A 22,673-nucleotide genomic window follows, 5' to 3' on the forward strand; every position below is an offset into this window, starting at 1 on the left:
GGTCCGCTCAGGACGGCTCCCGGGAGTGCACGGCGCGCGCCGGCCACGGCGAGTCCGCGGGCCGGAGCCCGGTGAAGCCGCGCTCCCGGGCGAGGTCGGCCTGGAGGATTCCGATAACGGCGGTCGCGTTGGTGATGCGGCCCTCGACGACGGCGGCCTTCGCCTCGCTCAGCGGCACCCAGCGGGGCACGATCCCGCTCTCCTCGCCGGAGCGGTCGAACTCCTCGGCCGTGGCGGACAGGCCGCGGGCGAGGTAGATCCGCAGCGTCTCGCTGATGCCGCCCGGGGAGGACAGCTGGTCGGCGAGCAGGTGCCAGTCGGCGGCCGCGAGGTCGACCTCCTCGGCGAGCTCGCGGGCGGCGGTGAGGTGAGGCGGTTCGCCGGACACGTCGAGCAGGCCGGCGGGGATCTCCCAATCGCGGGCACGGATCGGGTGGCGGTACTGCTGGATGAGCATGATCCGGTCGTCGGCGTCGAGCGCGACGACCGCGACGGCTCCGGGGTGGGCGACGAAGTCGCGGGTCAGCGGCTCGTCGGACTCCGGGAGCCGGAAGGTCTCGCGGACGACGTCCCACACGAGGCCGGAGTACGCGACCTCGCTGCTGAGGATCTCCGGAGCGCCGAATGCGTCGCGGAGCTCGGCCTCTGCCATCGGCTCAGAGATCCCGCTGGCGGTCGAGCGCGGCGCGCACGAGCCCGGCGAACAGCGGGTGCGGGTCGGTGGGCCGCGACTTGAACTCCGGGTGCGCCTGAGTGGAGACGTAGAACGGGTGGACGTCGGCGGGGAGCTCGACGAACTCGACGAGCTGGCCGTTGGGCGAGGTGCCGGACACCACGAGCCCGCTCGCCTCGATCTGCTCCCGATAGGCGTTGTTGACCTCGTAGCGGTGCCGGTGGCGCTCGGAGATCTCCTCGGCGCCGTAGGTCTCTGCGATGACGCTGCCGGGCAGGAGCTTGGCGTGATAGGTGCCCAGGCGCATGGTGCCGCCGAGGTCGCCCTCGCCCTCGACGAAGTCGAGCTGCTCGGCCATCGTCGCGACGACGGGCTCCGGGGTGCCCGGGTCGAATTCGCTCGAGGATGCCTCGGCGATGCCGGTGACGCTGCGCGCGTACTCGATGACCATGCACTGCAGGCCCAGGCACAGGCCGAGCAGGGGGATCCCCTCGGTGCGGGCGTAGGTCAGGGCGCCGAGCTTGCCCTCGATGCCGCGGATCCCGAACCCGCCGGGCACGCAGATCGCGTCGAGGCCGCCGAGGTGCTCGGCCGCCCCGGCGGGGGTCTCGCAGTCGTCGGAGGCGATCCAGTGGATGTTGACCTTCGCGTCGTTGGCGAACCCGCCGTGGCGCAAGGCCTCGGTCACCGACAGGTAGGCGTCGGGCAGGTCGATGTACTTGCCGACGAGGCCGATCTCCACGGTGTGCTTGGGCCGGTGGACGCGCTCGAGGAGCCGGTCCCAGGTGTCCCAGTCGACGTCGCGGAAGCCGAGGTCGAGGCGGCGGATGACGTAGACGTCGAGCCCGCCGTCGTGGAGGACGCGCGGGATGTCGTAGATGCTCGGGGCGTCGACGCAGGACACGACGGCCTCGAAGTCGACGTCGCAGGAGGAGGCGATCTTGTTGCGGATCGAGTCCGGCAGCGGGCGGTCGGAGCGCAGCACGATCGCGTCGGGCTGGATGCCGATCGAGCGCAGCGCGGCCACGGAGTGCTGGGTGGGCTTCGTCTTGAGCTCGCCGGAGGGGCCCAGGTAGGGCACGAGCGAGACGTGGATGAAGAACACGTTCTCGCGGCCGATGTCGTGGCGGATCTGGCGGGCGGCCTCGAGGAACGGCTGGGACTCGATGTCGCCGACCGTGCCGCCGATCTCGGTGATGATGACGTCGGGGGCCTCGCCGTCGGTGCGCTCGGCCTGCGCCCGCATCCGGGTCTTGATCTCGTCGGTGATGTGCGGGATGACCTGCACGGTGTCGCCGAGGTAGGCGCCGCGGCGCTCCTTGGCGATGACGTTGGAGTACACCTGGCCGGTGGTGACGTTCGCACTCGCGTCGAGCTCGGTGTCGAGGAAGCGCTCGTAGTGGCCGATGTCGAGGTCGGTCTCCGCGCCGTCCTCGGTGACGAACACCTCACCGTGCTGGAACGGGTTCATGGTCCCCGGGTCGACGTTGAGGTAGGGGTCGAGCTTCTGCATGGCGACCGCGAGGCCGCGCTGTGCGAGAAGATGCCCGAGGGAGGAGGCCGTGAGCCCCTTGCCGAGAGATGAGGCGACACCGCCGGTCACGAAGATATGACGGGTGCCGTGCTGTCCGCTTGTGCTCAATCGATTCACCACGGAACTCGATCCTATCAGCTGGGAGGGGCGGGTGGGGGTCAGCGCCGGTTCGGGAGCGCGTCGGCGGCGTAGACGTCGAGCAGCTCGCCGGCGAGGTAGCCGTGGCCGCTGATGTCGATGACCCGCCGCTTGGCGGCGATCGCGGAGGCGCCGCGGGCGGCCGGGCTGTCGGACAGGTGGGCGATCGCGGCGAGCAGGCCGTCGGTGTCGTCGGTGTCGACGTGCACGGCGGAGTCGCCCCAGGCACGAGCACCCCGCGGGGCACCGAGGTGGATGGCCGGGCGGGCGAGCTGCATGACGCCCTCGGGACCGATCGCGGACATCCGGTCGCCGGCGACGACGATGTCGGAGCCGGCCACGACGTCGACGGTGGCGACGACGTCGGCGAGGATGATGTCCGCGCGGCGGGGCACGAACTCGCTCGCGATGACGCTGCGGAGCCGGCCGGCGCCGGTGAAGACGGTCGCCCAGCGGCGGTCGGGGCGGTGCTCGCTCAGCCGGACGGCCGCCTCGAGCGCGGTGGTGAGTGCCGGGTGGTCGACGAGCTCGAGCGGCACGGCGACGAGGAAGGTGCCGGCGCGCACGCCGAGCGCCTCACGGATCTGCGCACGGCTCCGCACGGGCTCGTAGACGGTGCGGACGTCCGGGTTCAGCAGCCGGGCGCGGGACACCACGGGCACGTCCTCGGCGAAGTGCTCGACGACGGGCTCGGTGGTGCCGAGCACGACGGCGGCGGTGCGTGCCACGACCCGGGCATCGGCGGCGGCGAAGGGGCTGCGCGGCTGGAAGCGGCCGACGGTCGCGACGAGGGCCGGGCGCAGGGACTCCGGCAGGCCGGTCATCGCGAGGCCGGCGATCGCGGAGGCATGGAGGCCGTGGGCGTGGACGACGTCGATGTGCCGGTAGTAGCGGTGGAGCGCATAGGCGCGGCCCGGATCGCCGGGGCGGGGGCCGGTCTTGACGTCGATGTCGAGATGGACGAGCCGCGGGTCGTCGACGGGCAGGTCGAGGGCTGAGAAGGTGCGCCGGTCGGAGGCGACGGCGACCTTGTAGCCGGCCTGCAGGTGCCGGGCCACGGCGAGTGCGGCGACCTCCTCGACGACGCCGTCGGTGCCGGTGAGCACGTGGAGGATGCGGAGGTCGGCGGGCAGCGCGGGGACGCCTGCGGGGTCGGCCGACTCCTCCGGGGTCACCGGGGTCGTGTCGGCAGAGGTCATCGCGGTCGGGCTCATCGTCATCCTCACGGTCGTCGGGTCTGCGGTTCAGCCTACCGTCCGAGGACGGCGCGGTAGTGGTGGAGGAGGGTGGTGGCGACCTCGGGCTCGCGCGGCAGGTCGACGGCGGCGAGCGCGGCGCGCCGGCCCAGCCGGGACCGCTCCGCGGGATCGGCGAGCAGGGTGCCGAGGGCGGCGGCGAGCGCCTCGGGGTCCCCGGGCGGGACGAGGAGGCCGGCGTCGCCGAGCAGCCCGGGCACGCCGCCGACGGCGGTGGCGACGATCGCGCGGCCGGCCATCATCGCCTCCTGGATGACGAGGGCGCGCGCCTCCCAGCCGCTCGTGAGGACGAAGACGTCGGCGGCCTGGTTGAGGGCGGCGATGTCGGAGCGCTGCCCGAGGAAGCGCACCGGCAGCCGCTGCTCGGCGACCGTCTGCTCGAGGGCGGCGAGCTCGTGGGCGTCGGCGCTGCCGGCGATGAGCAGGTGCGCCTCCGGGTGCTCGGCGGTGATCCGGGAGAACGCGTCGAGGAGCAGTCGGTAGTTCTTCTGCGGGGCGATGCGGCCGACGGCGAGCACGAGCACGGAGCCGCGCGGCAGGCCGAGCTCACGGATCTTCTGCGAGCGCAGGAGCGCGATGTTGACGTCCTCGGTGAAGGCGGCGTCCGGGGCGGCGACGGGAGCGAACACGGCCGTCTGCGCCCCGCAGGCGCGGGCGCGCAGCACGAGGTCCTCGCTCGCCCCGACGGTGAGGTCGGCGCGGCGGGCGACGTAGCGCTCCACGGCCTTCTCCGCCAGGCCCCGGGCGCCGGTGCCGGCGGCCTGGTTGTGCCAGGTGACGACCGACACGGGGCGCTCGCGGCGGCGGATCCGGCCGAGCGCGGCGAGCGTGACGAGGCCGGCGCGGAAGCCGTGGGCGTGGACGATGTCGGCGCGGAAGGCGGTGACGAGGCGGGACAGGCGGCCGAGCGCGGCGGAGTCGCGCGGACCCACCGAGGTGCCGAGCTCGAGCGGGGCGAAGCGGACGCCGGGATGGTCGGTGAATCCGAAGTGGGATTCGGTGGCGGCGGGGCCGATGACGCCGACGGCGTGCCCGGCCGCGGCGTACTCGCGGGCGAGGGCGGCGACGTGGGTGCCGACGCCGCCGGTCGAGGTGGCCAGCACGAGCAGGATCCGCAGGGGTCCTCCATCCGCTGCACCGGCGGCGCTGTGCGCGCGGGCCTCACCATGTCGTGCCACCACCGCTCCCCTCGTCGACGTCGGTCTCCAGCCTATTCGATCCGGGGAGCGGAATCCGACCCGGCCGGGTCCGACCCGGGACGGTCCGCATCGGAGGGGTGCGGGCGCGCGGAGCCCGCCGCACCGCCGGGCCGGTCTTCGCCCCGGCCGGCCGCCAGACGCAGCCCGGCACGCAGCAGCCCGCGGTCGACCGCGAGCAGGCCGGCGCCCATGACGGCGAGCCCGGCGAGCGCGGCGAGGACCCCGGCGAGCACGGCTCCCACGGTGGGCGGCAGGCCGGCGAACGCGGCGAGCAGGAGGTGGGAGGTCCACGCGGCGCCGACCGCAGCGGCCACGGCGAGGACGAGCGTGCGCAGCGTGCCGCCCACGGTGCCGCGCACCGCTTCCGGCCCGGCCGCCCGGCGCAGCAGGACGACGAGGAGGACACCGGCGACGATCATGCCGAGTGCGTGGCCCGCGCAGACGAGGAGGAGGGTCGCCTCGCTCACGCTCAGCGCTCCCCCGGCACCGGCCGGGCCGGCCGCGGCGCGGGAGCCGGCGAGGCCCGGCAGCGTGATCCCGCCGGCGACGAGCCCGGGCAGGACCAGCCCGCCGAGCGCCACGGTGCCCGCGACGAGGAGCCAGCCGGTGGTGGTGCCGATCGCGGCGTACCGGGAGTGCTCGAGGGAGTAGAACACGCGCGAGGCCCAGGCGACCATGCACCAGCCGGGCACGGCGAGCGCGATGAGCGTGATCCCGGCGGCCATCGTGCCGAAGGGCACGTCCGGGTTGCGGGCGGCGGCGTCGAAGGAGGAGAAGAACGCGGCGAGCGGTGCGGCGGCGGCGACGAGGACGACCGAGCCGGCGAAGCCGACGCGGATGATCATCCCGGTGGTCGTCGCCACCGTCGCGGCGACCTCCGCGGAGGCCTCGGCCACCTGCCGGCTGAGGGTGGGGAACACGACGGTGGCGATCGGCACCGCGAGCACCGCATAGGGCAGCAGGTACACCGCCTGGATGTAGCTGAAGACGACGAACACGCCGGTGCCGCCGACGGTGTTCGACACGACGAGGGTGATGAGCACGGACACCTGCTGGGCGAGCAGGGCGGTCATCCCGGCCGTCGCGAGGCGTGCTGCACGGCTCGCGACACCGGCGGGGAACCTCCAGCTGGGGCGCAGCCGCACCCCGGTGCGGGCGGTCGGCAGGGCGAGCGGCAGGGCGAGCATCGCGACCCCGGCGGTGGTGCCCCAGCCGAGCAGCGCGAGCGCACTCGGCTCCGCGGTCTCCGGCCCGCCGGCGACCGCGCCGTAGGCCAGGTAGGTGGCGATGACGACGAGGCTGGAGAGCAGCGGCATGAAGGCCGGCCAGAGGAAGCGCCGGTGGGCCTGGAGCACCCCGGTGAGGACCGCGCCGATCGCGTAGAGCACGAGCTGTGGGGCGAACATGAGGAGGAAGTGGCCGGCGAACCGGCCGGTGTCGGACTCCGCCTCGACGAACACGCCGGCGAGCTGCCGGTGGAACACCGCGACGAGCACGGCCAGCGGCAGGGTGAGCGTGATCGCCCAGGTCAGCAGCGCCGAGGCGATGCGGGACACGGCGCGCGGGTCCGCCCGGGCGAGCGGCGCGGCGAGCAGCGGCACGACCGCGCCGGCGAGTGCGCCGCCGGCGACGACCTCGTAGAGGATGTTCGGCACCTGGTTGGCGGTCTGGTAGGCGGTGCCCACCGCGCCGGCGCCGACCGTCGGGGAGAACACGAGCCAGCGGGCGAACCCGACGAAGCGCGAGAGCAGGGTGATGACGGAGACCGCGAGCGCGGCGTTGGCGAGGAGCCGGACCCAGCGGGAGGTCACGGAGCGGCGGGGGCGGCCGGCGTCCGGCCCCAGGCGTCGAGCTCGCGCAGGACCGGGGTGGCCTCGATGACGCGGGTGAACGAGACCTTCTCGCTCGCGAGGGTGAGCGCGACGAGCAGGGAGAGGACGCCGAGGAGCTCCCCGCGGGAGCCCTGCAGGGCGGTGCGGGTGCCGAGTGCTGCGCCGAGCGCGTTGGCGCCGGTGTCGCCGAGCATCGTGCGTCCGGCGAGGTCCTCGCCCCACACTGCCGCCGCGGTGCCGAGCACGCCGCCGGAGAGCACCGCGGCCGGCCCGTGCAGCGGCCCCAGGACGGTGACGAGTCCCGCAGCCTTGAGGGCGCGGCCGGGTCGCAGGTCGAGGAGGTTGACGAGGTTCGCGCTGCCGGCGATGACGCCGCCGGCGAGCACGGTGTCCACGCAGCGGCCGAACACCGCCGAACCCGCGAGCGGGCGGGGCTCCCGGACGACCGCGGCGGCGAGCAGGGATGCGGCGGGGATGCCGAGGACCTTGAGCCCGCCGGTGGTGACCTCGCCGCGGGCGAGCGCGCTGAGGTGGCCGCGCAGGCCCTTCGCGGACCCGGTCTCCATGAGGTCGTCGATCCCGCCGAGCACGCCGGCCGCGGCGGTCGCGGTGACGGCGGCGAACCGGTGGGCGGGTCGCGGCAGGGCGAGCGCTGCGACGGCGAGCCCGGCGGCGACGGCAGGCCCCTCGATGAGGGACACGCTCGCCCCGGAGTGGTTGGGGCGGTCGAGGCGACCGGCTCGGTCGAGCAGCGGGCGGGCGGCGGTGAGCGCACGGGCGACGCCGAACCCGGCGGCCGCGCCGACTCCGGCGAGGACGAGGCTGCGGATCACTGCTCGGCCCTCGGCACGACGGACTGCGCGTTGTCGGCGAAGCCGAAGGCGCCCGGGTTGCCGGCGATCGCCTGTTCGAGGGCGAGCGCGGCGATGACGGGGCCGGCCGTGACCTCGAGGCCGTCGGCGGTGGTGATGCCGGAGTCGTCGGAGCGCAGTGCGGAGAGCAGGCCGCGCTCGGCCGACGCGCGGGTGCCGGTGACCACGGTGGGTGCACCGGAGGCGAGCGCGGTGGCGAATGTCGCGCCGGTGGAATCCGGTTCGGACTGCGGTGGGGCGGTCGACTCGGTCGCCTCGGCCTCCGCGGAGGTCTCCGCGGCCGGCGGGGCGACGAACATCACGGCGGTCGCGGCGGCGTAGTCCGAGCCGGTGAGCCGACCGTCGTCGGAGAACGCGGTGACGACCTGGGCGGCCTGGTCGGCGGTGTAGACGGTGGGCCCGGCGTCCTCGGGCGCCGCGGTGGGCTCCGCGCCGCGCGGCGCGGTGCCGGATCCGGGCTGCGCCGCGTCCGCGGGTTCCTCACCGCTGCCGCCCGCCGTCCCGGCACCGGCGGTGAGCGCACGGGCCAGGGCGGTGGTGAGCGCCTCGGCCGCGCCGTCCGGCAGGCTCGGGTCGATGCCGCGCAGCGTCTCGATGAGGTCCCCGGCCCCCTCGGGGTCGAGCGCGGTCTCGGCGAGCGACACCTGCATGACGACCTCGGCGCCGGCCTCGGTGAGCCGCTCGTCGAGCGCGGTGAGCGCGTCGGCATCCGCCCCCGGGGAGCCGACGAGCGCGACCTCGGCGTCGGTGAGGGAGTCGGCAAGCAGCTCCGGGGCGGAGGCGACGACGAACTGGTCGAGCTCCTCGGCGGAGGCACGCTCCGCGTCGAGCTCGGAGCGGAGGTTGTCCCGGTCGGTGCGCAGTGCGTCCACCTGGCTCTGCAGGGAATCGCCGATCGGCTCCTTGAGGGGCCCGGCACCGAGCACGATGCCCACCGCGAGCGCGAGGAACACCGAGATCAGCGAGACGAGGTGGTAGCGGAAATCGATCACAGCGGGAGTCTTCCTGGGATGAGGGGGGCGAGGCCGGCGGCCGCGACGTCCGCGGTCGCCGAGCCCAGTCCGAACAGGCTCTGGAACCAGCGTGCGATGCCGTCGAACTGGGCGGCGATGAGCCCGAACACCGTCTGCCCGGCGGCGGTCGCGGAGAGCGCGACGAACACCGCGAGCAGGCCGGCGAGGGCGAGCACCCACAGCTGGGTGTTGGAGATCCGCTGCCGGTAGAGCAGCGACACGCCCTTCGCGTCGACGAGCTTCGAGCCCACGCGGAGGCGGGTGAGGAACGTCGAGGCCATGCCGCGGCGGCCCTTGTCGAGGAACTCGATGACGGTGTCGTGGGTGCCGACGGCGACGATGAGCGGGGCGCCCTTGTCGTCGGCGAGGAGCATCGCGATGTCCTCGCTCGTGCCGGAGGCCGGGAAGAGCACGCACTCGAGATCGAGCTCCTGGAGCCGTTCGACGCCGGGCGCGCGGCCGTCGCGGTAGGCGTGGACGACGAGCTCCGCGCCGGAGGTCAGGGCGGCGTCGGACACCGAGTCCATGTCGCCGACGATCATGTCCGGGGTGTGACCGGCCTCGAGGATCGCGTCGGCCCCGCCGTCCACCCCGATGAGCACCGGGCGGTACTCGCGGATGTAGGGCCGGAGCATCGCGAGATCCTCCTTGTAGTGGTAGCCGCGCACCACGATGAGGGCCTGCCGGTCGGTGAAGTCGGTGCGGACGTGCGGGACGACGATCTCCTCGTCGAGCAGGTCCGAGTCCTTGCGGATGTATTCGATGGTGTTCTCGACGAAGTCGACGAGCACGGTGTTCATCCCCGCCTCGGCCTCCCGCATGGAGGTCTCGATGCGGCTGAGCGTCTGCACCTGGCCGGCGGCGACGACCTCCTCACCGCGGAGCAGCTCGCCGTCGTGGAGGGTGAGCTCCTCGCCCTCGGCGACCGCGGCGAGCACCTCCTCGCCGACCCCGTCGACGAGCGGGATGCCGGCCTCGACGATGATCCGGGGCCCGATGTTCGGGTACCGCCCGGAGATCGAGCGGGCGGCGTTGACGACGGCGGCGGGCCGGCAGGCGACGAGGGCCTCGGCGGACACCCGGTCGATGTCGGCGTGGCCGATGACAGCGATCTCCCCGGCCTGGAGGCGCTTGGTGAGGTCCTTGGTGCGCGGGTCTGCGCGCACGACGGCCGGTCCGACGAGGGTGTCGGTGGGAATGGTCTCTCGGCCCTTGCGCAGTCTCATGGTGCCCTCATTCTGTCACGCCGTCCTCGGCGAACCCGGCTTTCTCCGCGGTCGAGGTGTCGAGCAGCTCGGCGGCGTGGGCGAGGGCGTTCTCGGAATCGGCCATGCCCCCGAGCATGCGGGCGAGCTCGCTGAGGCGCCCCTCCCGATCGAGCGTGCGGACCCCGGACACCGCGCCGTCGGCGGCGTCGTCCTTGACGATCGTCAGGTGCTGGTCGGCCCAGGCGGCGACCTGCGCGAGGTGGGTGACGACGATGACCTGCGAGTGCTGGGCGAGGATCGCCAGGCGGCGGCCGATCTCGATCGCGGCGCGACCGCCCACCCCTGCGTCGACCTCGTCGAACACGAAGGTGGGGAATGCGCTGTGCCCGGCCTTGACGACCTCGATCGCGAGCATCACCCGGGACAGCTCGCCGCCGGAGGCGAGCTTGCCGATGTCGCCGGGGGCGGCGGCATCGTGGGCGGTGAAGAGCATCCGCACGGTGTCGGCGCCGAGCGCGTGCGGGGCGGCCGGGGCGATCTCGAAGCTCAGCCGGGCGCGCGGCATCGACAGGGCGGCGAGCTCGGCGCCGACGGCGGCGGCGAACTCCGCGGCGGCGTGCTCGCGCGCGGTGCGCAGCGTGTCCCCGGCGGCCTCGACCGCCGCGGCGGCGGCCTCGACGCGGGCGTCCATGTCGCCGAGCGAGCTCTCGGAGTTCTGCAGTTCGAGGAGCTCGGCCCCGGCGCGCTGCTCGAACGCCAGGACGGCCTCGACGTCGGGGCCGAACGCGGCGAGCGAGCCGAGCTCGGCGCGGCGGGCCTCGGCGTCCTCGAGCGACATCGCACCGAGGTCGTCGAACTCCTGGAGGTAGCCGGAGAGCTCGGCGGCGGTGTCGGCGAGGCGGAGGGCGGCGTCGGTGACGGCGGCGGCGAGCGGGCTCAGGGTGTCGTCCGTCGCGGCGGCGCGGGACACCTCGGCGGCGGCGCGGTTGATGAGGTCGGCGGCGTTCGCGGTCTCCTCCCAGTCGCTGCCGACGAGCAGGTCGTGGGCGCCGGTCACCGCGGACTTGAGGTCCTCCGCCGCGCCCAGGCGGGCGGCGAGCGCGGTGAGCTCGACGTCCTCCCCGGCCTGCGGGCGGATCCGGTCGATCGTCTCGAGGCTCGCGGTGAGGTAGGCGATCTTCTCGGCGCGCTCGGCCGCGGTGGCGTGGAGGCGCTCGTGCTCGGCGGTGAGCGTGCGCCAGCGGGTGTAGGCCTCCCGGTAGTCCGCGAGCGCCCGGGCCACCGGCTCTCCCCCGGCGGTGTCGAGGAGCTCGCGCTGGGTCGCGGCCTGCCGCAGGGTCATCTGCTCGGACTGGCCGTGCATGCTCACCAGTCCGTGGCCGGCGTCCTTCAGGACGCCGAGCGGCACGGTACGCCCGCCGGCGGTGGCCCGGGCCCGGCCGGCGCGCGGGATGATGCGGGCGATGATCGCCTCGTCCTCGGCCTCTCCCCCGGCCTCGACGATCCGCTCGGCGACCGATGGGTCGGCGCCGCTGAGGTCGAACACGCCCTCGACGACTGCGCGCTCGGCCCCGGCGCGCACGACGTGGGACTCCGCGCGGGCGCCGGTGAGCAGGTCGAGCGCGGTGACGAACATCGTCTTGCCGGCCCCGGTCTCACCGGAGACGACGGTGAGCCCCGGGGACAGCTCGAGGCGGGCGGCGGGGATGACGCCGAGGTTCTCCAGCTGGAGCGCGACGATCACTGCGGGTTCCTCACCGGTCCCCTCCAGCCGGTGACGGGCAGGTGGAACTTCGCCACCAGGCGGTCGGTGAAGGGACTCGTGTTGAGACGGGCGAGCGCGACCGGGGTGCGGGCGCGGGCGGCTTCGATGCGGGCGCCGGGCGGGACGTCGATCTCACGTCGGCCGTCGCACCACAGCACGGCACCCACGCCGGGGGCCGAGGGCAGGAACTCGACGCCGAGGCGCGCCGCCGGTGAGACGACGAGCGGCTTGGCGAAGAGCGCGTGGGCGCTGATCGGCACCATGAGGAGGGCCTCGACGTCGGGCCACACGATGGGGCCACCGGCGGAGAAGCCGTAGGCGGTGGAGCCGGTGGGGGTGGCGAGGATGACGCCGTCGCAGCCGAAGCTCGACACCGGGCGCGAGTCGACCCCGAGCACGAGGTCGATCATCCGGCAGTCCTCGCTCTTCTCGATCGTGGCCTCGTTGAGCGCCCAGGTGCGGTGGATGACGGCGTCGCGGTCGTAGACGGTGATGTCGAGGGCCATCCGCTCCTCGACGATGTAGTCGCGGGCCGAGGCGCGGTGGACGGCCTCGGCGAGGTCCTCCCGCTCGCTCTCGGCGAGGAACCCGACGTGGCCGAGGTTGACCCCCATGATCGGCACGCCGGAGCGGTGGAAGCGTTCGGCGGCCTTGAGGATGGTGCCGTCGCCGCCGAGCACCATGACGAGCTCGCAGCCTTCGGCGAGGCAGTCGAGCTCGGCGTCGGGGACGACCTGGATCTCCGTGTCGGGCACCCCGGTGTAGGCGACGAGCGCGCGGTACTCGGTCTCGAGCATGACCGGGCGGATGCCGTCGCTGTCGAGCGTCCGGCACACCTCGAGGGCGGCGGACCGGGCGTCAACGCGGTGCGGGTGGAGGACGACGACGATGGTGCGGCTCATGTGTCCTCCTCGCTGATCCGGCGGCTGATGTCGGCCGCCGTGACCTGGGGCTCCGGCGGCACTGAGGACGATCCTACCGACAGGGGCGCGCGAACACACACGAAGTACTCCCGGTTGCCGGTGGGGCCGGGCAGGCGGGAGGGCGCCCAGCCGAGCACCGCGCCGCCCAGACGGGTCACCGCGTCGAAAACCCGGACGACGGCGGCTGCGCGGTCGTCCGCGCAATGGGCGACCCCGTGCTTGTCGAGCGCGGCGCGGCTGAGCTCGAACTGGGGCTTGACCATGAGGAGGAGCAGACCGCCGGGGCGGGCGACGGCGAGCAGTCGGTCGAGGAGGAGGGTGAGGGAGATGAAGGACACGTCGGCGACGACGAGGTCGACGGCGGTGTCGGGGGCGAGCCAGGACGGCTCGAGCTCACGGAGGTTGTGGCCCTCGAGGGAGTGCACGCGGGGGTCGGAGCGGAGTGCGGGGTCGAGCTGCGCGTGGCCGACGTCGACGGCGTGGACGCGCCGGGCCCCGCGGTCGAGCAGCACCTGGGTGAAACCGCCGGTCGAGGCCCCGGCGTCGAGGCACACCGCCGCGCGCGGGGCGTCCTCGCAGTCGAGGTCGGTGAGTGCGCCGAGGAGCTTGTGGGCGCTCCGGGCGACCCAGGGGTCCGCGGCACGGACCTCGAGGCGGGATCCCGGGTGCGTGGGGTGGGATGCTCGGGTCACCGCCCGGTCGTCGACGAACACGCGGCCGGCGGCGATCTCCCGGGCGGCGCGGGTGCGGGAGCGGACGAGGCCGCGGGCGACGAGCGCGCGGTCGAGGCGGGCCGGACTGCCGGTTTCCGCATCCGACCGGCCGGGATCCGGCCGGGGCGGGCCGGGATCCGCGCCGGGCGGGCGGCTGCTCACAGGGAACGCAGCCCCTCGTCGAGGTCGCTGAGCAGCGCCTCGGCCGCGGCGAGGGACTCGGCCGGCTTAAGCGCGCGGAGACGGGCGAGCTCGGCTTCCCAGGCCGCGGTGTCACGCCGACCGGCGACGCTCGCCGGGGTGGGGCGGGGGGAATCCGACACCGTGGGGCGGGGGGAATCCGACGCAGAGGGGCGGGGGGAATCCGACACAGCGGGGCGGGCGGACTCCGCTGCAGCGGGGCGGGCGGACTCCGCTGCAGCGGGGCGGGCGGACTCCGACACAGCGGGGCGGGGATCGTCAGCCATCGGCCCTCCGCGGGAATGCGGGGTCGATCTCCCATGCGGTGTCCGCCGGCTGCTCGGCGAGCAGTGCGAGGGCGGCGGCCGCCGCGTCGAGCGCCGGGCCGGTCGAGCTCAACACTCCGCCGGACAGGGTGACGACGGCGTCCCCGCAGCGTGCGGTGTGCGCCTCGACCGTCGCTGCGGGGGCGGGCGCGAGGAGATCACCGAGGGTGGCGATGATGCGGTCGGGGCGGTGCTCGGCGGGTGCGGTGAGCGCGTCGTGGATGTCGTGGATCCCGGTGAGGACGAGTGCGGAGGTGTATCCGGCCGCCCGCCCGCCGGCGATGTCGGTGTCGAGCCGGTCGCCGACCATGATCGGGTGGGTGCCGCCGATCGTCGCGGCGGCCGTCTGCAGCATGAGCGCAGCCGGCTTGCCGGTGACGCGGGGTTCGCGCCCGGTGGTGTCGGCGACGATGCGGACGAAGGCGCCGTTGCCGGGCAGCAGTCCGCGCTCGGTCGGCATCGTGAGGTCGCGGTTCGTCGCCCACCAGTCGACGCCGGCGGCCACGGCGACGCAGGCCTCGGCGATGTCGTGCCAGGTGATGTCGCGGAAGAAGCCCTGGACGAGGGCGTCGGGCCCGTCGTCGGCGGACTCGACCACGGTGAAGCCGGCTTCGCGGACGAGGTCGGCGAGCGCGGTGCTGCCGATGACGAGCACCCGGGTACCGGCACCGAGCTCGGATTCCATCGCCCGGGCGGCGACCCCGGCCGAGGTGGTGACGATCGCGGGCCGGGCGGGCAGGCCGAGCTCGAGGAGGTGATCGGCGATGTCCGCGGCCGCCCGGGACGCGTTGTTGGTGACGTAGCCGAACGGGATGCCGCGGGATTCGAGCTCGGTGAGCGCCTCGACCGCGCCGGGGACCGCGTGCGGTCCGGCGTACACGACGCCGTCGAGGTCGAGGAGCACGGAGTCGAAGGACGGGGTGCGGGGATCCATCGGCATCAGAGATCGAACAGCGGCGCGGTCATCTCTTCGTCGTCGTCGGTGCGGCGGCGACGGTCCTCGTCGGTGTCTGTCTCACCGTCGGTGTCCTTCTCGCTGCCGGTGTCGGCGGAGGTGACGGTGTCAGTGTCCTTCTCGCTGCCGGTTTCGGCGGAGGTGGTGGCGTCGGTGTCGTTCTCGCTGTCGGCTTCGGCGGTGGTGTCGGTGCCGGTGTCGGCGGAGCCCGCGGCGGCTTCGTCGGCGACCTCGGCAGGTGCCTCGGAAGGCGCCTCGGGCGCGGTCTCGTGCGGTGCGGAGCCCTCGGCGAGCGCCTCGGCCTCGCTGTCGGAGGGAATCGGCTCCGTCCCGGCGGGTGCCGCGTCGTCGTCGAATCCGGCCTCGGCGAGGATCTCGTCGACCTCGGCCTCGATCTCCTCCTGGAAGCTGCGCGGTGCGGAGTCCGGGTCGAACTCAGCGCTCGGGGGCTCGGGGCCGTCGGCCTCCGCAGTCGGCTGGGCCGATGGCGCGGCACCGGTCGCCGGGATGTCCTCGGTCGCCGCGGTGGCGGACTCGGCTGTGTCCGCGGCAGCGCCGGGTTCGGTGTCCGGGTCCGTGATCTGTGCGGTGTCGGCACCGGCGCCGGTGTCGGAATCCGCAGCGGTCCCGGATTCCACAGCGGTGTCCGTGCTCTCAGCGGCGACCGTGCTCTCAGCGGTGTCGGGGACCACGGGCTCGTCCTCGATCTCCTCGATGGTGAAGATCTCGACGTCGGCGTTCGGGTCGGGCTCCTCGTCGCCGAAGAACGTGTTCGTCGCCTTCGCGGTGCGGCGGGCGAGCTCCTCGTACTTGTCGGCGGTCTCGGGGTCGCCGTCGATCCGCAGGATGTCGGCGTAGGCGGACATGAGCCGCACCGTCGCTCCGGAGGCGTTGCCGGTGAAGCTCTGCTTCTCGAGCAGCGCACGGGCCGCCCGGACGTGTCCCTTGTCGGTGTGGGCCCCGGCGGCGACGATCATGAGCTCGGTGTAGAGCTCCGGCGGCACCGTGGTCGGGTCCACCTCGTCGACGAGCTCGAGGGCCTTGTCCGGCTTGCCGCGGCCGCGCTCGGCGTCGGCGAGGAGTGCGAGGTTGTCCGTCGAGCCCGTGATCCGGCGGTGGGTGCGCAGCTCGCGCACGGCTTCGTCGTACTTCTCGAGCTGGTAGGCGACGAGTCCCATTGCCTCGCGGACCGCACCGATCCGGCCGGCTCGGTTGAGCGCGAACTTCGCGTGCTGGTAGGCGGCCTCGGGGTCCACGTCGAGGAGCCGACCGGCGGCGACGAGGTGCTTCGACACCGACTCGGCGTTGTCCTTCTCGAGCGGTCGCAGCTGGGACCTGACGGGGCCGGCGAGCTCGCGGCCGGTGATGCCCTCGGGCAGCGCGGGCTCCGGGATGCGTTCGCGGCGCGGGAAGTCGCGTTCGGCGTCCCGGCGGGGACGCCGGTCGTCACGGCGATCATCACGCCGGTCGTCACGGCGCGGTCCGCCGCGCTGGGATCCGCCGCGCTGGTCGCCGCGGTCCTCGCGCCGGAAGTCGCGGTCGCGGTCATCACGGCGGTCGTCGCGCCGGTAGCCGCGGGGTCCGCCCTCCCGGCGATCACCCCTGCGGTCGTCCTGGCGGTCGTGCCGGTGGCCCCCGCCGCGGGCGTCACGGGAGTCGCCGTCCCGGTGCGGACGCCGATCACCACGGTCATCACGGCGGAAGTCACGGCCGCGATCCTCTCGGCGACGGTCGTCACGGTGGCGGTCATCGCGGCGGAAGTCCCTGCCCTCGCCGTCCCGGCGGGGACGCTGATCACCGCGGTCATCACGGCGGTAGCCACCGGATCGGCCGTCCTGGCCTCCGCCCCGGCGGTCATCGCGACGGAAGTCCCGGCGGTCGCCACCGCGGAAGTCATGAGAGTCGCCGTCCCGGCGCGGACGTCGATCACCACGGTCATCACGCCGGAAATCACGGCCGCGATCCTCGCGGCGACGGTCGTCACGGTGGCGGTCATCGCGGCGGAAGTCCCTGCCCTCGCCGTCCCGGCGGGGACGCCGGTCGTCGCGGTCGTCACGGCGGTAGCCGCCTCGGGAATCGCCCCGTTCATCCTTGCGGAGATCCCGGGAGCGGTCGTTCCGGCGGACGCCGCCGCGCTGCCCGCGGTCGTCGCTGCGGAAGTCCCGGCCGCGGTCGCCACCGCGCGGACGGCCCGGCGCGCGATCGTCGCCGCGCGAGCGCTGCTCGTCCCGGCCGCCGTGCGCTCCCGTGCCTCGGCCCCGGCGGTCGCCGCCCTGGTCGTCCCGCCGGAAGTCGCGTCCTCGATGATCCCCGCGACCTCCCTTGTCCCCGTCGGCGCCTCGGCGCTCGGAACGGTATGAGCTGTCGTCAGGATGCGGCACGGTTCTCCCTATGCGGATATGGGGTGGGATTGTCGACCCCCATTCTAGACCCGTGCTCGGACAGCCGGAGAATTCACCAGCCGTCCACGTGACGCTCGCCTCACACCCGCCTCTCCTTCCTAATCTCGGACGAGTCGCCTCCGGCACGGAGGCGGGCCCGCGCACCGCCGCCGGCCGCACCGACCCACCGAAAGGCCTCCATGCCCCGCGCTCTCGTCTCCGGACTGCTCACCACCGCTCTCGTCGGCATCACCGCCCTCGCCCCGGCCGTGACGGCCCATGCCGCAACCGCTCGGGCCGCCGGCGCGATCGAGCACTCGGCGGCGGATCCCGCACTCACCCTCGATCCGGTCGGCGTGCACCGCACCGGACTGTTCGAGGAGAGCGCCGCGGAGATCGTCGTCCACTACGCCGCCCAGCAGCAGACTCTCGTCGTCAACGCCGCGGCCGGCACCGTGAACGTCCTCGATTCGAGCGACCCGGCCGATCCCCAGCAGCTGTTCGAGCTCGATTCGGCCGGCATCGCCGCCGCCGACGGTTCGACGGTGCCGGCCGGCGGCGTGGCGAACTCGGTTGCGGTCCGCGAGGACGGCCTCGCGGCGATCGCCGTCGAGCACCCGACGAAGACCGAGGCCGGGTGGATCTCCTTCTTCGACCTCTCCGGTGCGAAGCCGGCGGCGCTCGGCGCGGTGCGCACCGGCGCCCTGCCCGATTCGATCACCTTCTCCCCCGCCGGGGACTTCGCCGTGGTGGCGAACGAGGGCGAGCCGGCGGACGACTACTCCGTCGACCCGGAGGGCTCGGTCGGCGTCATCGCCCTGCCGGATTCCGTCGCGGCCCCGGAGCAGGACGATGTGCGGCTCGCCGGGTTCCGCGCGTTCGAGGGCGATGCCCTGCCCGACGGCGTGCGGGTCTTCGGCGGCCGCGAGGACGCCGGCACCGGCACCCCGGAGTTCCCGGTGGCAGAGAACCTCGAGCCCGAGTACGCGACGGTGATCGGTGAGCGCGCCTACGTCTCTCTGCAGGAGGCGAACGCACTCGCGGTCGTCGACCTCGCCTCGGCCTCGGTCGAGCGTCTCCTCCCGCTCGGCACCCAGGACCTCTCCGCGGTCGACACCGATGTCTCCGATCGGGACGGTGGGATCGGGTTCGGCACCTGGCCGGTGCAGACGTTCATGATGCCCGACACGCTCAAGTCGGTGTCGATCGGCGGCAGCGACTACCTGCTCACCGCGAACGAGGGCGATTCCCGCGACTGGGACGGCTACTCCGAGGAGATCCGGGTCAAGGATTACGGCACGGACGGCATCGCCCCGCTGTGCGAGTCCGTCGCGGCGGAGGCCGGGATGGGCATCGAGGAGCTCCAGCGCGACGAGAACCTCGGACGGCTCAAGGCGACCACCGCGAACGGGCTCAGCGCCGACGGCTCGTGCTACGAGCAGATCCACGGCTTCGGCGGCCGCTCGTTCTCGATCCTCGACACCGACGGTGCCGTGGTGTTCGACTCCCGGGACGAGTTCGAGAAGCTCACCGCGGAGGCCGTGCCGGACTTCTTCAACTCCGACAACGCCGAATCGGGCTTCGACGACCGCTCCGACGACAAGGGCCCCGAGCCCGAGGCGATCGAGGTCGGGTCCATCGGTGAGAAGACCTTCGCATTCATCGGTCTCGAGCGGGTGGGCGGGGTCATGGTCTACGACATCACCCGGCCGGACGACGCGGAGTTCGTCACCTACTTCAACAACCGGAACTTCGGGGTGGAAGACCTCGGTGCCGACCTCGACGCGGCCGGCGATTCCGGGCCGGAGAGCATCGTCTTCGTCCCGGCCGCCCAGATGGAGACCCCCGCCGAGGGCGTGGCCGGCATGCTCGTCATCGGCAACGAGGTGACGGGCACGACCACCTTCTACCACGTGAAGAGCGACCTCGTCGAGGACCGGCCCGGCGACGACCCGAGCGCCCCCGGGACCGAGCAGCCGAGCACCGGACCCACTCCGACGGACGACCCGGCCCCGACCGGTTCCCCGACGGACGACGCGGAGCCGACTGCGACGCCGACGAGCACGCAGGCCCCGGCTCCGGGTCCCGACGGCGGTTCCGATGACGACTCCGACGATCGGGCGGGCGGCGGACCGCTGCCGCGCACCGGCACGGACGCGGCGATCCTCGCCGGGATCGGCGCTCTCCTCGCAGCCGTCGGCGCCGCAGCCGTCTGGCTCTCCCGCCGCGCCCGTTCCTGACCCAGACCTCGATTTCCGAAGGTTCCTGAGAGCGGGGCACGGGGCGAGGAGCGCACCGCCTCCAGCGAACTGCGCGGTATCCGAAACCGAGCGCGCAATTGTGCGCTCGGTTCGGGATACCGCGCAGTCGGGTGTGGTCCTGCAGTCAGCCGACCTCGAAGGCGTGGGCGAGGGCCTGCCAGGCGGCGTCGAGGTCGCTGCCGGGCGGGAACCGGCCGTCGACCTCGAGGATCGCGAGCCCGTGGGCCGCCGCCCACAGCGCCTGCGCCCGCACCGGGTCCCCCGTGGCCTCGAAGAATGGTGTGCCCGCCCACTCCTCGAGCCCGGGCGGGAGTGCTGAGCGGTCGAGCGGACCGGTGGTGGCGAGTCGGTAGAGCTCGGCGGAGCCGCTCGCACTGCTCCGGTACTCGGTGAGCAGGGCACCGACCGCCGACTCCTCGCCTTCCACGGCGGCGCTGCGCACCGCCTCCCAGCAGCGCGTGCCGATCTCGATGAAGGCGTCGGTGAGGAGGAGGGTGCGCAGCTCCTCCTTGCCGGAGAGATGCTTGTAGAGCGAGGGCGCGCGGATCCCGAGGTCGTCGGCGAGGATGCGCGTCGACAGCGCCTCCCACCCGGCGTCCTCGACGAGGACCCGGGCGCGGGCGACGATCGCATCGACGCGCGCGGTCCGCTCCGGAATGACCGGCGGATCGGAGGACGGGGCCGGAGCGTCCGACGTGGTGGCCTCCTCTGGATCCATGGTCACGGCCGGGACTGCTGCAGCTGCGCGGCACGTTCGCCGATCGCGGTGTTGACCGCGACGAACTCCGGCTCCATCGCCCTGAGCATGCCGGTGGTCCACGGCACGAGGGCGCCGACGAAGGTCTCCTCCTGCGTCAGACGGGTGCCGCCGTCGGGGAGCGGTGAGAGGACGAAGGAGTGGGTGCCGTCGGCGAGCCCGGGGACCGCCGTGCTGCCGCGCCACGTGAGCTCGCGGCCGGGATCGGCGACGAGGACGCGCGGCGTGAAGCGCATGGTGCCGTCACCGAACACCACGGTGTTGTCGAGGCGCTCCCCCTCCGCGACGGTGCCGCTGCTCTCGATGATCGAAGGGTTCCACTCGTGGTAGGCAGAGGTGTCGGCGAGCACGGCCCACACCTCTGCCGGAGATGCCGCGAGGTCCGTGGTCGCGGTGACGCGTACGGGGCGCAGGGCCCCGTGAACGAACGACCCGGCGACGATGCAGACGATGGTGGCGACGATGACGGTGATGATCTGTCCGGGATTCATGATGCCCCCTGGGCTGGATGCGAATGCAGCTAACACTGTTACCTTAGCGTGCGGCTAACACTGTTAGCAATACCTGTGAGCACTTGATTCCAGCAGGTTTCCGACACTGGATCCGCCGTTCTCCGCACGGTCGCGGCCCGCCCGCGCGGAGCATTGCCTCCCCGATCGGATGGGAAGAGGGGGCGGCGCGCGGGTTCAGGGAGCGAGGTCGGCGAGGATCTCCGCGGCCGAGGCGCGCCTGCAGTGCGCGTATCCCGTCCCCGCCCAGGCGTTGATGCCGTCGGGGTCGGTTGCCGCCGCCCGAAGTGGGCTGGTGAGGAAGTGGACCTCGGGGTAACCGATAACGGAGTGCCGGGTCATCCGCTCGATGAAGGCGTTGCGCAGTCCGCGGGCCGGGCGGCCGGAGAACACCCGGGTGACGACGGTCTCGGTGGAGCGCCCAGCTTCGAGCGCCTGCCGGTGGAGCGGTCTGGTGCCGGCCTCCGCGGCGAGGAGGAACGCGGTGCCCGCCTGCGCCGCATGCGCGCCGGCCTCGAGCACACGAGCCACGTCAGCGCGCGTCGCGAGTCCTCCGGCGGCGATGAGCGGCACGGACGTGAGACCGCGCACGGCATCGAAGAGTGCCTCGAGTGGCAGCTCGGAGGGTTCGGCCCGCTGGTCGTGCTGGGCGCGGTGCCCACCGGCCAGCGGTCCCTGGAGCACGAGAGCGTCGGGGTCGAGCGCGAGGGCCGCCTGCGCCTCGGCGACGGTCGTCGCGTTGAGCACGACCGCACTCCCGGCCTCCTGCAGCGCGTGGACGTGCTCCGCGGTGGGGAGTCCGAAGGTGAAGGACACGACGGGGACGGGGTCGGCGAGGAGCTCCTCGAGCTTCGCGCCGTACTCGTCGTCGCCGGCGGGCCGGACCTCGGGCTCCGGGACTCCGAGCTCCGCGGCGAACGGGCGGAGCGCGCGGGCGTAGGCGTCGAGGTCGCCCGGAGCAGACGGGTGCACCTCCGGCACGAAGACGTTCATCGCGAAGGGGCGGTCGGTCAGACGGCGGACCGCAGCGATCTCATCGACCATGTCCGCTGCGGTGCGGTAGCCGGCGGCGAGCGAACCGAGTCCACCGGCTCGGCTCACCGCGGCGACGAGCGCCGGGGTCGAGGGTCCGCCGGCCATCGGCGCCTGGATGATCGGGTGGGTGAGGTCGGTGAGGCGGAATGTCATGAGCGGAGTCCTTCGAGGTAGGCGGGGAGTGCGTCCTGGATGTCGCCGCGGATGACTTCGTCGGCGGCGGAGTCGAACGGGGTCGGCTCCGCGTTGACGATGACTCCGGCGGCGCCGAACTCGAGTGCGAGCGGGAACAGGGAAGCGACCGGTTGCACGAACAGGCTGGTGCCGACGGCGATCATGAGGTCGCAGGATACCGCGGCGGAGGTGGAGGCGTCGATGACGTCTGCGTCGAGCATCTCCTCGAACAGAATCGTCGTGGCGCGGATGATGCCGCCGCACATCGGGCACGGCGGATCCTCCTCCCCCGCACGGACCCGATCGATCATCTCTGCCATCGGACCGGCCGCCCGGCAGTACTCACAGCGCCACCGGCGCACGTTGCCGTGGACCTCGTAGACGAGTTCGGGGCTCGAGCCGGCGGCCTGATGGAGGCCGTCGATGTTCTGCGTGATGATGCCGGAGATCTGCCCGGAACCCTCGAGCTCGGCGATCGCACGGTGTGCCGGGGTGGGTTCGACGTCCCAGACGGCCGAGGCGGCACGCAGCTGCCAGGCGCGCTTCCGGATCTCCAGGTCGCGCAGGTACCAGGAGAGAGTGGAGGTCTTCTCGGCCTCGGGGTCCCTGGTCCACACTCCCTGGGGCCCGCGGAAGTCGGGAATGCCGGCTCCGGTGCTGATCCCGGCGCCGGTGAGGAACGTGATCAACGGTTGAGTGCTCATGCATCCATTGTCGCCCGAGTCCAGGGTCGCTGCCCAGGCGTGCAGCGCAGGATGCGGGCCGCGCCCGAAGGCCCCATTGAATGAGAAAAGGCACACCCGGGCGTGGGTGCACCTGAGGCAAGGCCCCCGAGCCCGGGGTCTCCTATCGGTGGGTGGTGCTTCGTGGGTGAATGCGCGAAGGCACACCCCGACCGGGGTGTGCTTGGTGGTGAATGGGCGAAGGCCCCGGAACACTGGGTTTCGGGGCCTTCGCTCGTGAAGAATA

The 22,673-nt window shown here is 73.4% G+C and carries 20 protein-coding genes; 2 read left to right on the forward strand and 18 right to left on the reverse strand.

What is annotated here, in order from left to right; genetic code table 11:
• Positions 1-7: 7 nt before the first annotated feature.
• From MTQ12_RS13395 to MTQ12_RS13460, 14 genes are read right to left on the reverse strand one after another with little or no spacing between them, the layout of a single operon-like run.
• A complete protein-coding gene (locus MTQ12_RS13395) occupies positions 8-652 on the reverse strand; it encodes an NUDIX hydrolase (protein ID WP_247619009.1) in 645 nt (214 codons plus the stop codon).
• Positions 653-656: 4 nt separating this feature from the next.
• Complete coding sequence (locus tag MTQ12_RS13400; protein ID WP_348983883.1) at positions 657-2,324, reverse strand: CTP synthase; 1,668 nt, start codon at positions 2,322-2,324, stop codon at positions 657-659.
• Between the two features lie 41 nt (positions 2,325-2,365).
• Positions 2,366-3,559, reverse strand: coding sequence for a group 1 glycosyl transferase (locus MTQ12_RS13405; RefSeq protein ID WP_247619011.1), 1,194 nt, complete (start codon positions 3,557-3,559; stop codon positions 2,366-2,368).
• A 35-nt stretch (positions 3,560-3,594) separates the two neighbouring features.
• Positions 3,595-4,779 carry a glycosyltransferase family 4 protein gene (locus MTQ12_RS13410; protein ID WP_247619012.1) on the reverse strand — a complete coding sequence of 395 codons (1,185 nt, stop codon included), beginning with the start codon at positions 4,777-4,779 and terminating at the stop codon, positions 3,595-3,597.
• Positions 4,780-4,811: 32 nt separating this feature from the next.
• Positions 4,812-6,611 (reverse strand): lipid II flippase MurJ, encoded by a 1,800-nt coding sequence (locus tag MTQ12_RS13415; protein ID WP_247619013.1) that lies wholly within the window; start codon positions 6,609-6,611, stop codon positions 4,812-4,814.
• The gene (locus MTQ12_RS13420) at positions 6,608-7,465 is read right to left on the reverse strand and encodes a hypothetical protein (protein WP_247619014.1); all 858 of its coding nucleotides are present in this window, start codon (positions 7,463-7,465) and stop codon (positions 6,608-6,610) included. The genes MTQ12_RS13415 and MTQ12_RS13420 overlap by 4 nt, the downstream gene beginning before the upstream one ends.
• On the reverse strand, positions 7,462-8,496 hold the full coding sequence (locus tag MTQ12_RS13425; RefSeq protein ID WP_247619015.1) for a copper transporter: 1,035 nt from the start codon (positions 8,494-8,496) through the stop codon (positions 7,462-7,464). Before MTQ12_RS13425 ends, MTQ12_RS13420 begins: the two co-directional genes overlap by 4 nt.
• Complete coding sequence (steA, locus tag MTQ12_RS13430; protein WP_137320020.1) at positions 8,493-9,743, reverse strand: putative cytokinetic ring protein SteA; 1,251 nt, start codon at positions 9,741-9,743, stop codon at positions 8,493-8,495. The genes MTQ12_RS13425 and steA overlap by 4 nt, the downstream gene beginning before the upstream one ends.
• Before the next feature lie 7 nt (positions 9,744-9,750).
• A complete protein-coding gene (gene recN / locus MTQ12_RS13435) occupies positions 9,751-11,469 on the reverse strand; it encodes a DNA repair protein RecN (RefSeq protein WP_247619016.1) in 1,719 nt (572 codons plus the stop codon).
• Positions 11,466-12,392, reverse strand: coding sequence for an NAD kinase (locus MTQ12_RS13440; protein WP_247619017.1), 927 nt, complete (start codon positions 12,390-12,392; stop codon positions 11,466-11,468). The genes recN and MTQ12_RS13440 overlap by 4 nt, the downstream gene beginning before the upstream one ends.
• Positions 12,389-13,288, reverse strand: coding sequence for a TlyA family RNA methyltransferase (locus MTQ12_RS13445; RefSeq protein WP_247619018.1), 900 nt, complete (start codon positions 13,286-13,288; stop codon positions 12,389-12,391). The genes MTQ12_RS13440 and MTQ12_RS13445 overlap by 4 nt, the downstream gene beginning before the upstream one ends.
• A complete protein-coding gene (locus MTQ12_RS13450; protein ID WP_247619019.1) occupies positions 13,285-13,593 on the reverse strand; it encodes a hypothetical protein in 309 nt (102 codons plus the stop codon). Before MTQ12_RS13450 ends, MTQ12_RS13445 begins: the two co-directional genes overlap by 4 nt.
• A complete protein-coding gene (locus tag MTQ12_RS13455) occupies positions 13,586-14,566 on the reverse strand; it encodes an HAD-IIA family hydrolase (RefSeq protein ID WP_247619020.1) in 981 nt (326 codons plus the stop codon). Before MTQ12_RS13455 ends, MTQ12_RS13450 begins: the two co-directional genes overlap by 8 nt.
• Before the next feature lie 5 nt (positions 14,567-14,571).
• A complete protein-coding gene (locus MTQ12_RS13460) occupies positions 14,572-15,882 on the reverse strand; it encodes a hypothetical protein (protein WP_247619021.1) in 1,311 nt (436 codons plus the stop codon).
• On the opposite strand from MTQ12_RS13460, the gene MTQ12_RS13465 reads away from it, so the two are divergent.
• Positions 15,871-16,947: a hypothetical protein gene (locus MTQ12_RS13465; protein WP_247619022.1), complete on the forward strand. Its 1,077-nt coding sequence runs from the start codon at positions 15,871-15,873 to the stop codon at positions 16,945-16,947. The two genes, MTQ12_RS13460 and MTQ12_RS13465, sit on opposite strands and share 12 nt — an antisense overlap.
• Before the next feature lie 221 nt (positions 16,948-17,168).
• Complete coding sequence (locus tag MTQ12_RS13470) at positions 17,169-19,208, forward strand: choice-of-anchor I family protein (protein ID WP_247619023.1); 2,040 nt, start codon at positions 17,169-17,171, stop codon at positions 19,206-19,208.
• A 145-nt stretch (positions 19,209-19,353) separates the two neighbouring features.
• Here the strand turns inward: MTQ12_RS13470 and MTQ12_RS13475 are convergent, their stop codons facing one another.
• From MTQ12_RS13475 to MTQ12_RS13490, 4 genes are all read right to left on the reverse strand, one after another.
• Positions 19,354-19,947, reverse strand: coding sequence for a WHG domain-containing protein (locus MTQ12_RS13475; RefSeq protein ID WP_247619027.1), 594 nt, complete (start codon positions 19,945-19,947; stop codon positions 19,354-19,356).
• A 2-nt stretch (positions 19,948-19,949) separates the two neighbouring features.
• Positions 19,950-20,477 carry an SRPBCC domain-containing protein gene (locus tag MTQ12_RS13480; RefSeq protein ID WP_137320025.1) on the reverse strand — a complete coding sequence of 176 codons (528 nt, stop codon included), beginning with the start codon at positions 20,475-20,477 and terminating at the stop codon, positions 19,950-19,952.
• Positions 20,478-20,672: 195 nt separating this feature from the next.
• Positions 20,673-21,683: a nitronate monooxygenase gene (locus tag MTQ12_RS13485; protein ID WP_247619024.1), complete on the reverse strand. Its 1,011-nt coding sequence runs from the start codon at positions 21,681-21,683 to the stop codon at positions 20,673-20,675.
• The gene (locus tag MTQ12_RS13490; RefSeq protein WP_247619025.1) at positions 21,680-22,408 is read right to left on the reverse strand and encodes a Sir2 family NAD-dependent protein deacetylase; all 729 of its coding nucleotides are present in this window, start codon (positions 22,406-22,408) and stop codon (positions 21,680-21,682) included. The genes MTQ12_RS13485 and MTQ12_RS13490 overlap by 4 nt, the downstream gene beginning before the upstream one ends.
• Positions 22,409-22,673 lie beyond the last annotated feature (265 nt).

It is taken from the genome of Brevibacterium sp. R8603A2, from assembly GCF_023072605.1.
GTDB classification, from domain to species: domain Bacteria; phylum Actinomycetota; class Actinomycetes; order Actinomycetales; family Brevibacteriaceae; genus Brevibacterium; species Brevibacterium pityocampae.

What these genes read in the sequence shown, in the direction of transcription:
- MTQ12_RS13395 (WP_247619009.1), bottom strand. Translation starts at nt 652, where the DNA reads ATGGCAGAGGCCGAGCTCCGCGACGCATTCGGCGCTCCGGAGATCCTC.
- MTQ12_RS13405 (WP_247619011.1), bottom strand. Translation starts at nt 3,559, where the DNA reads ATGAGCCCGACCGCGATGACCTCTGCCGACACGACCCCGGTGACCCCG.
- steA (WP_137320020.1), bottom strand. Translation starts at nt 9,743, where the DNA reads ATGAGACTGCGCAAGGGCCGAGAGACCATTCCCACCGACACCCTCGTC.
- MTQ12_RS13440 (WP_247619017.1), bottom strand. Translation starts at nt 12,392, where the DNA reads ATGAGCCGCACCATCGTCGTCGTCCTCCACCCGCACCGCGTTGACGCC.
- MTQ12_RS13450 (WP_247619019.1), bottom strand. Translation starts at nt 13,593, where the DNA reads ATGGCTGACGATCCCCGCCCCGCTGTGTCGGAGTCCGCCCGCCCCGCT.
- MTQ12_RS13455 (WP_247619020.1), bottom strand. Translation starts at nt 14,566, where the DNA reads ATGGATCCCCGCACCCCGTCCTTCGACTCCGTGCTCCTCGACCTCGAC.
- MTQ12_RS13470 (WP_247619023.1), top strand. Translation starts at nt 17,169, where the DNA reads ATGCCCCGCGCTCTCGTCTCCGGACTGCTCACCACCGCTCTCGTCGGC.
- MTQ12_RS13475 (WP_247619027.1), bottom strand. Translation starts at nt 19,947, where the DNA reads ATGGATCCAGAGGAGGCCACCACGTCGGACGCTCCGGCCCCGTCCTCC.
- MTQ12_RS13480 (WP_137320025.1), bottom strand. Translation starts at nt 20,477, where the DNA reads ATGAATCCCGGACAGATCATCACCGTCATCGTCGCCACCATCGTCTGC.
- MTQ12_RS13485 (WP_247619024.1), bottom strand. Translation starts at nt 21,683, where the DNA reads ATGACATTCCGCCTCACCGACCTCACCCACCCGATCATCCAGGCGCCG.
- MTQ12_RS13490 (WP_247619025.1), bottom strand. Translation starts at nt 22,408, where the DNA reads ATGAGCACTCAACCGTTGATCACGTTCCTCACCGGCGCCGGGATCAGC.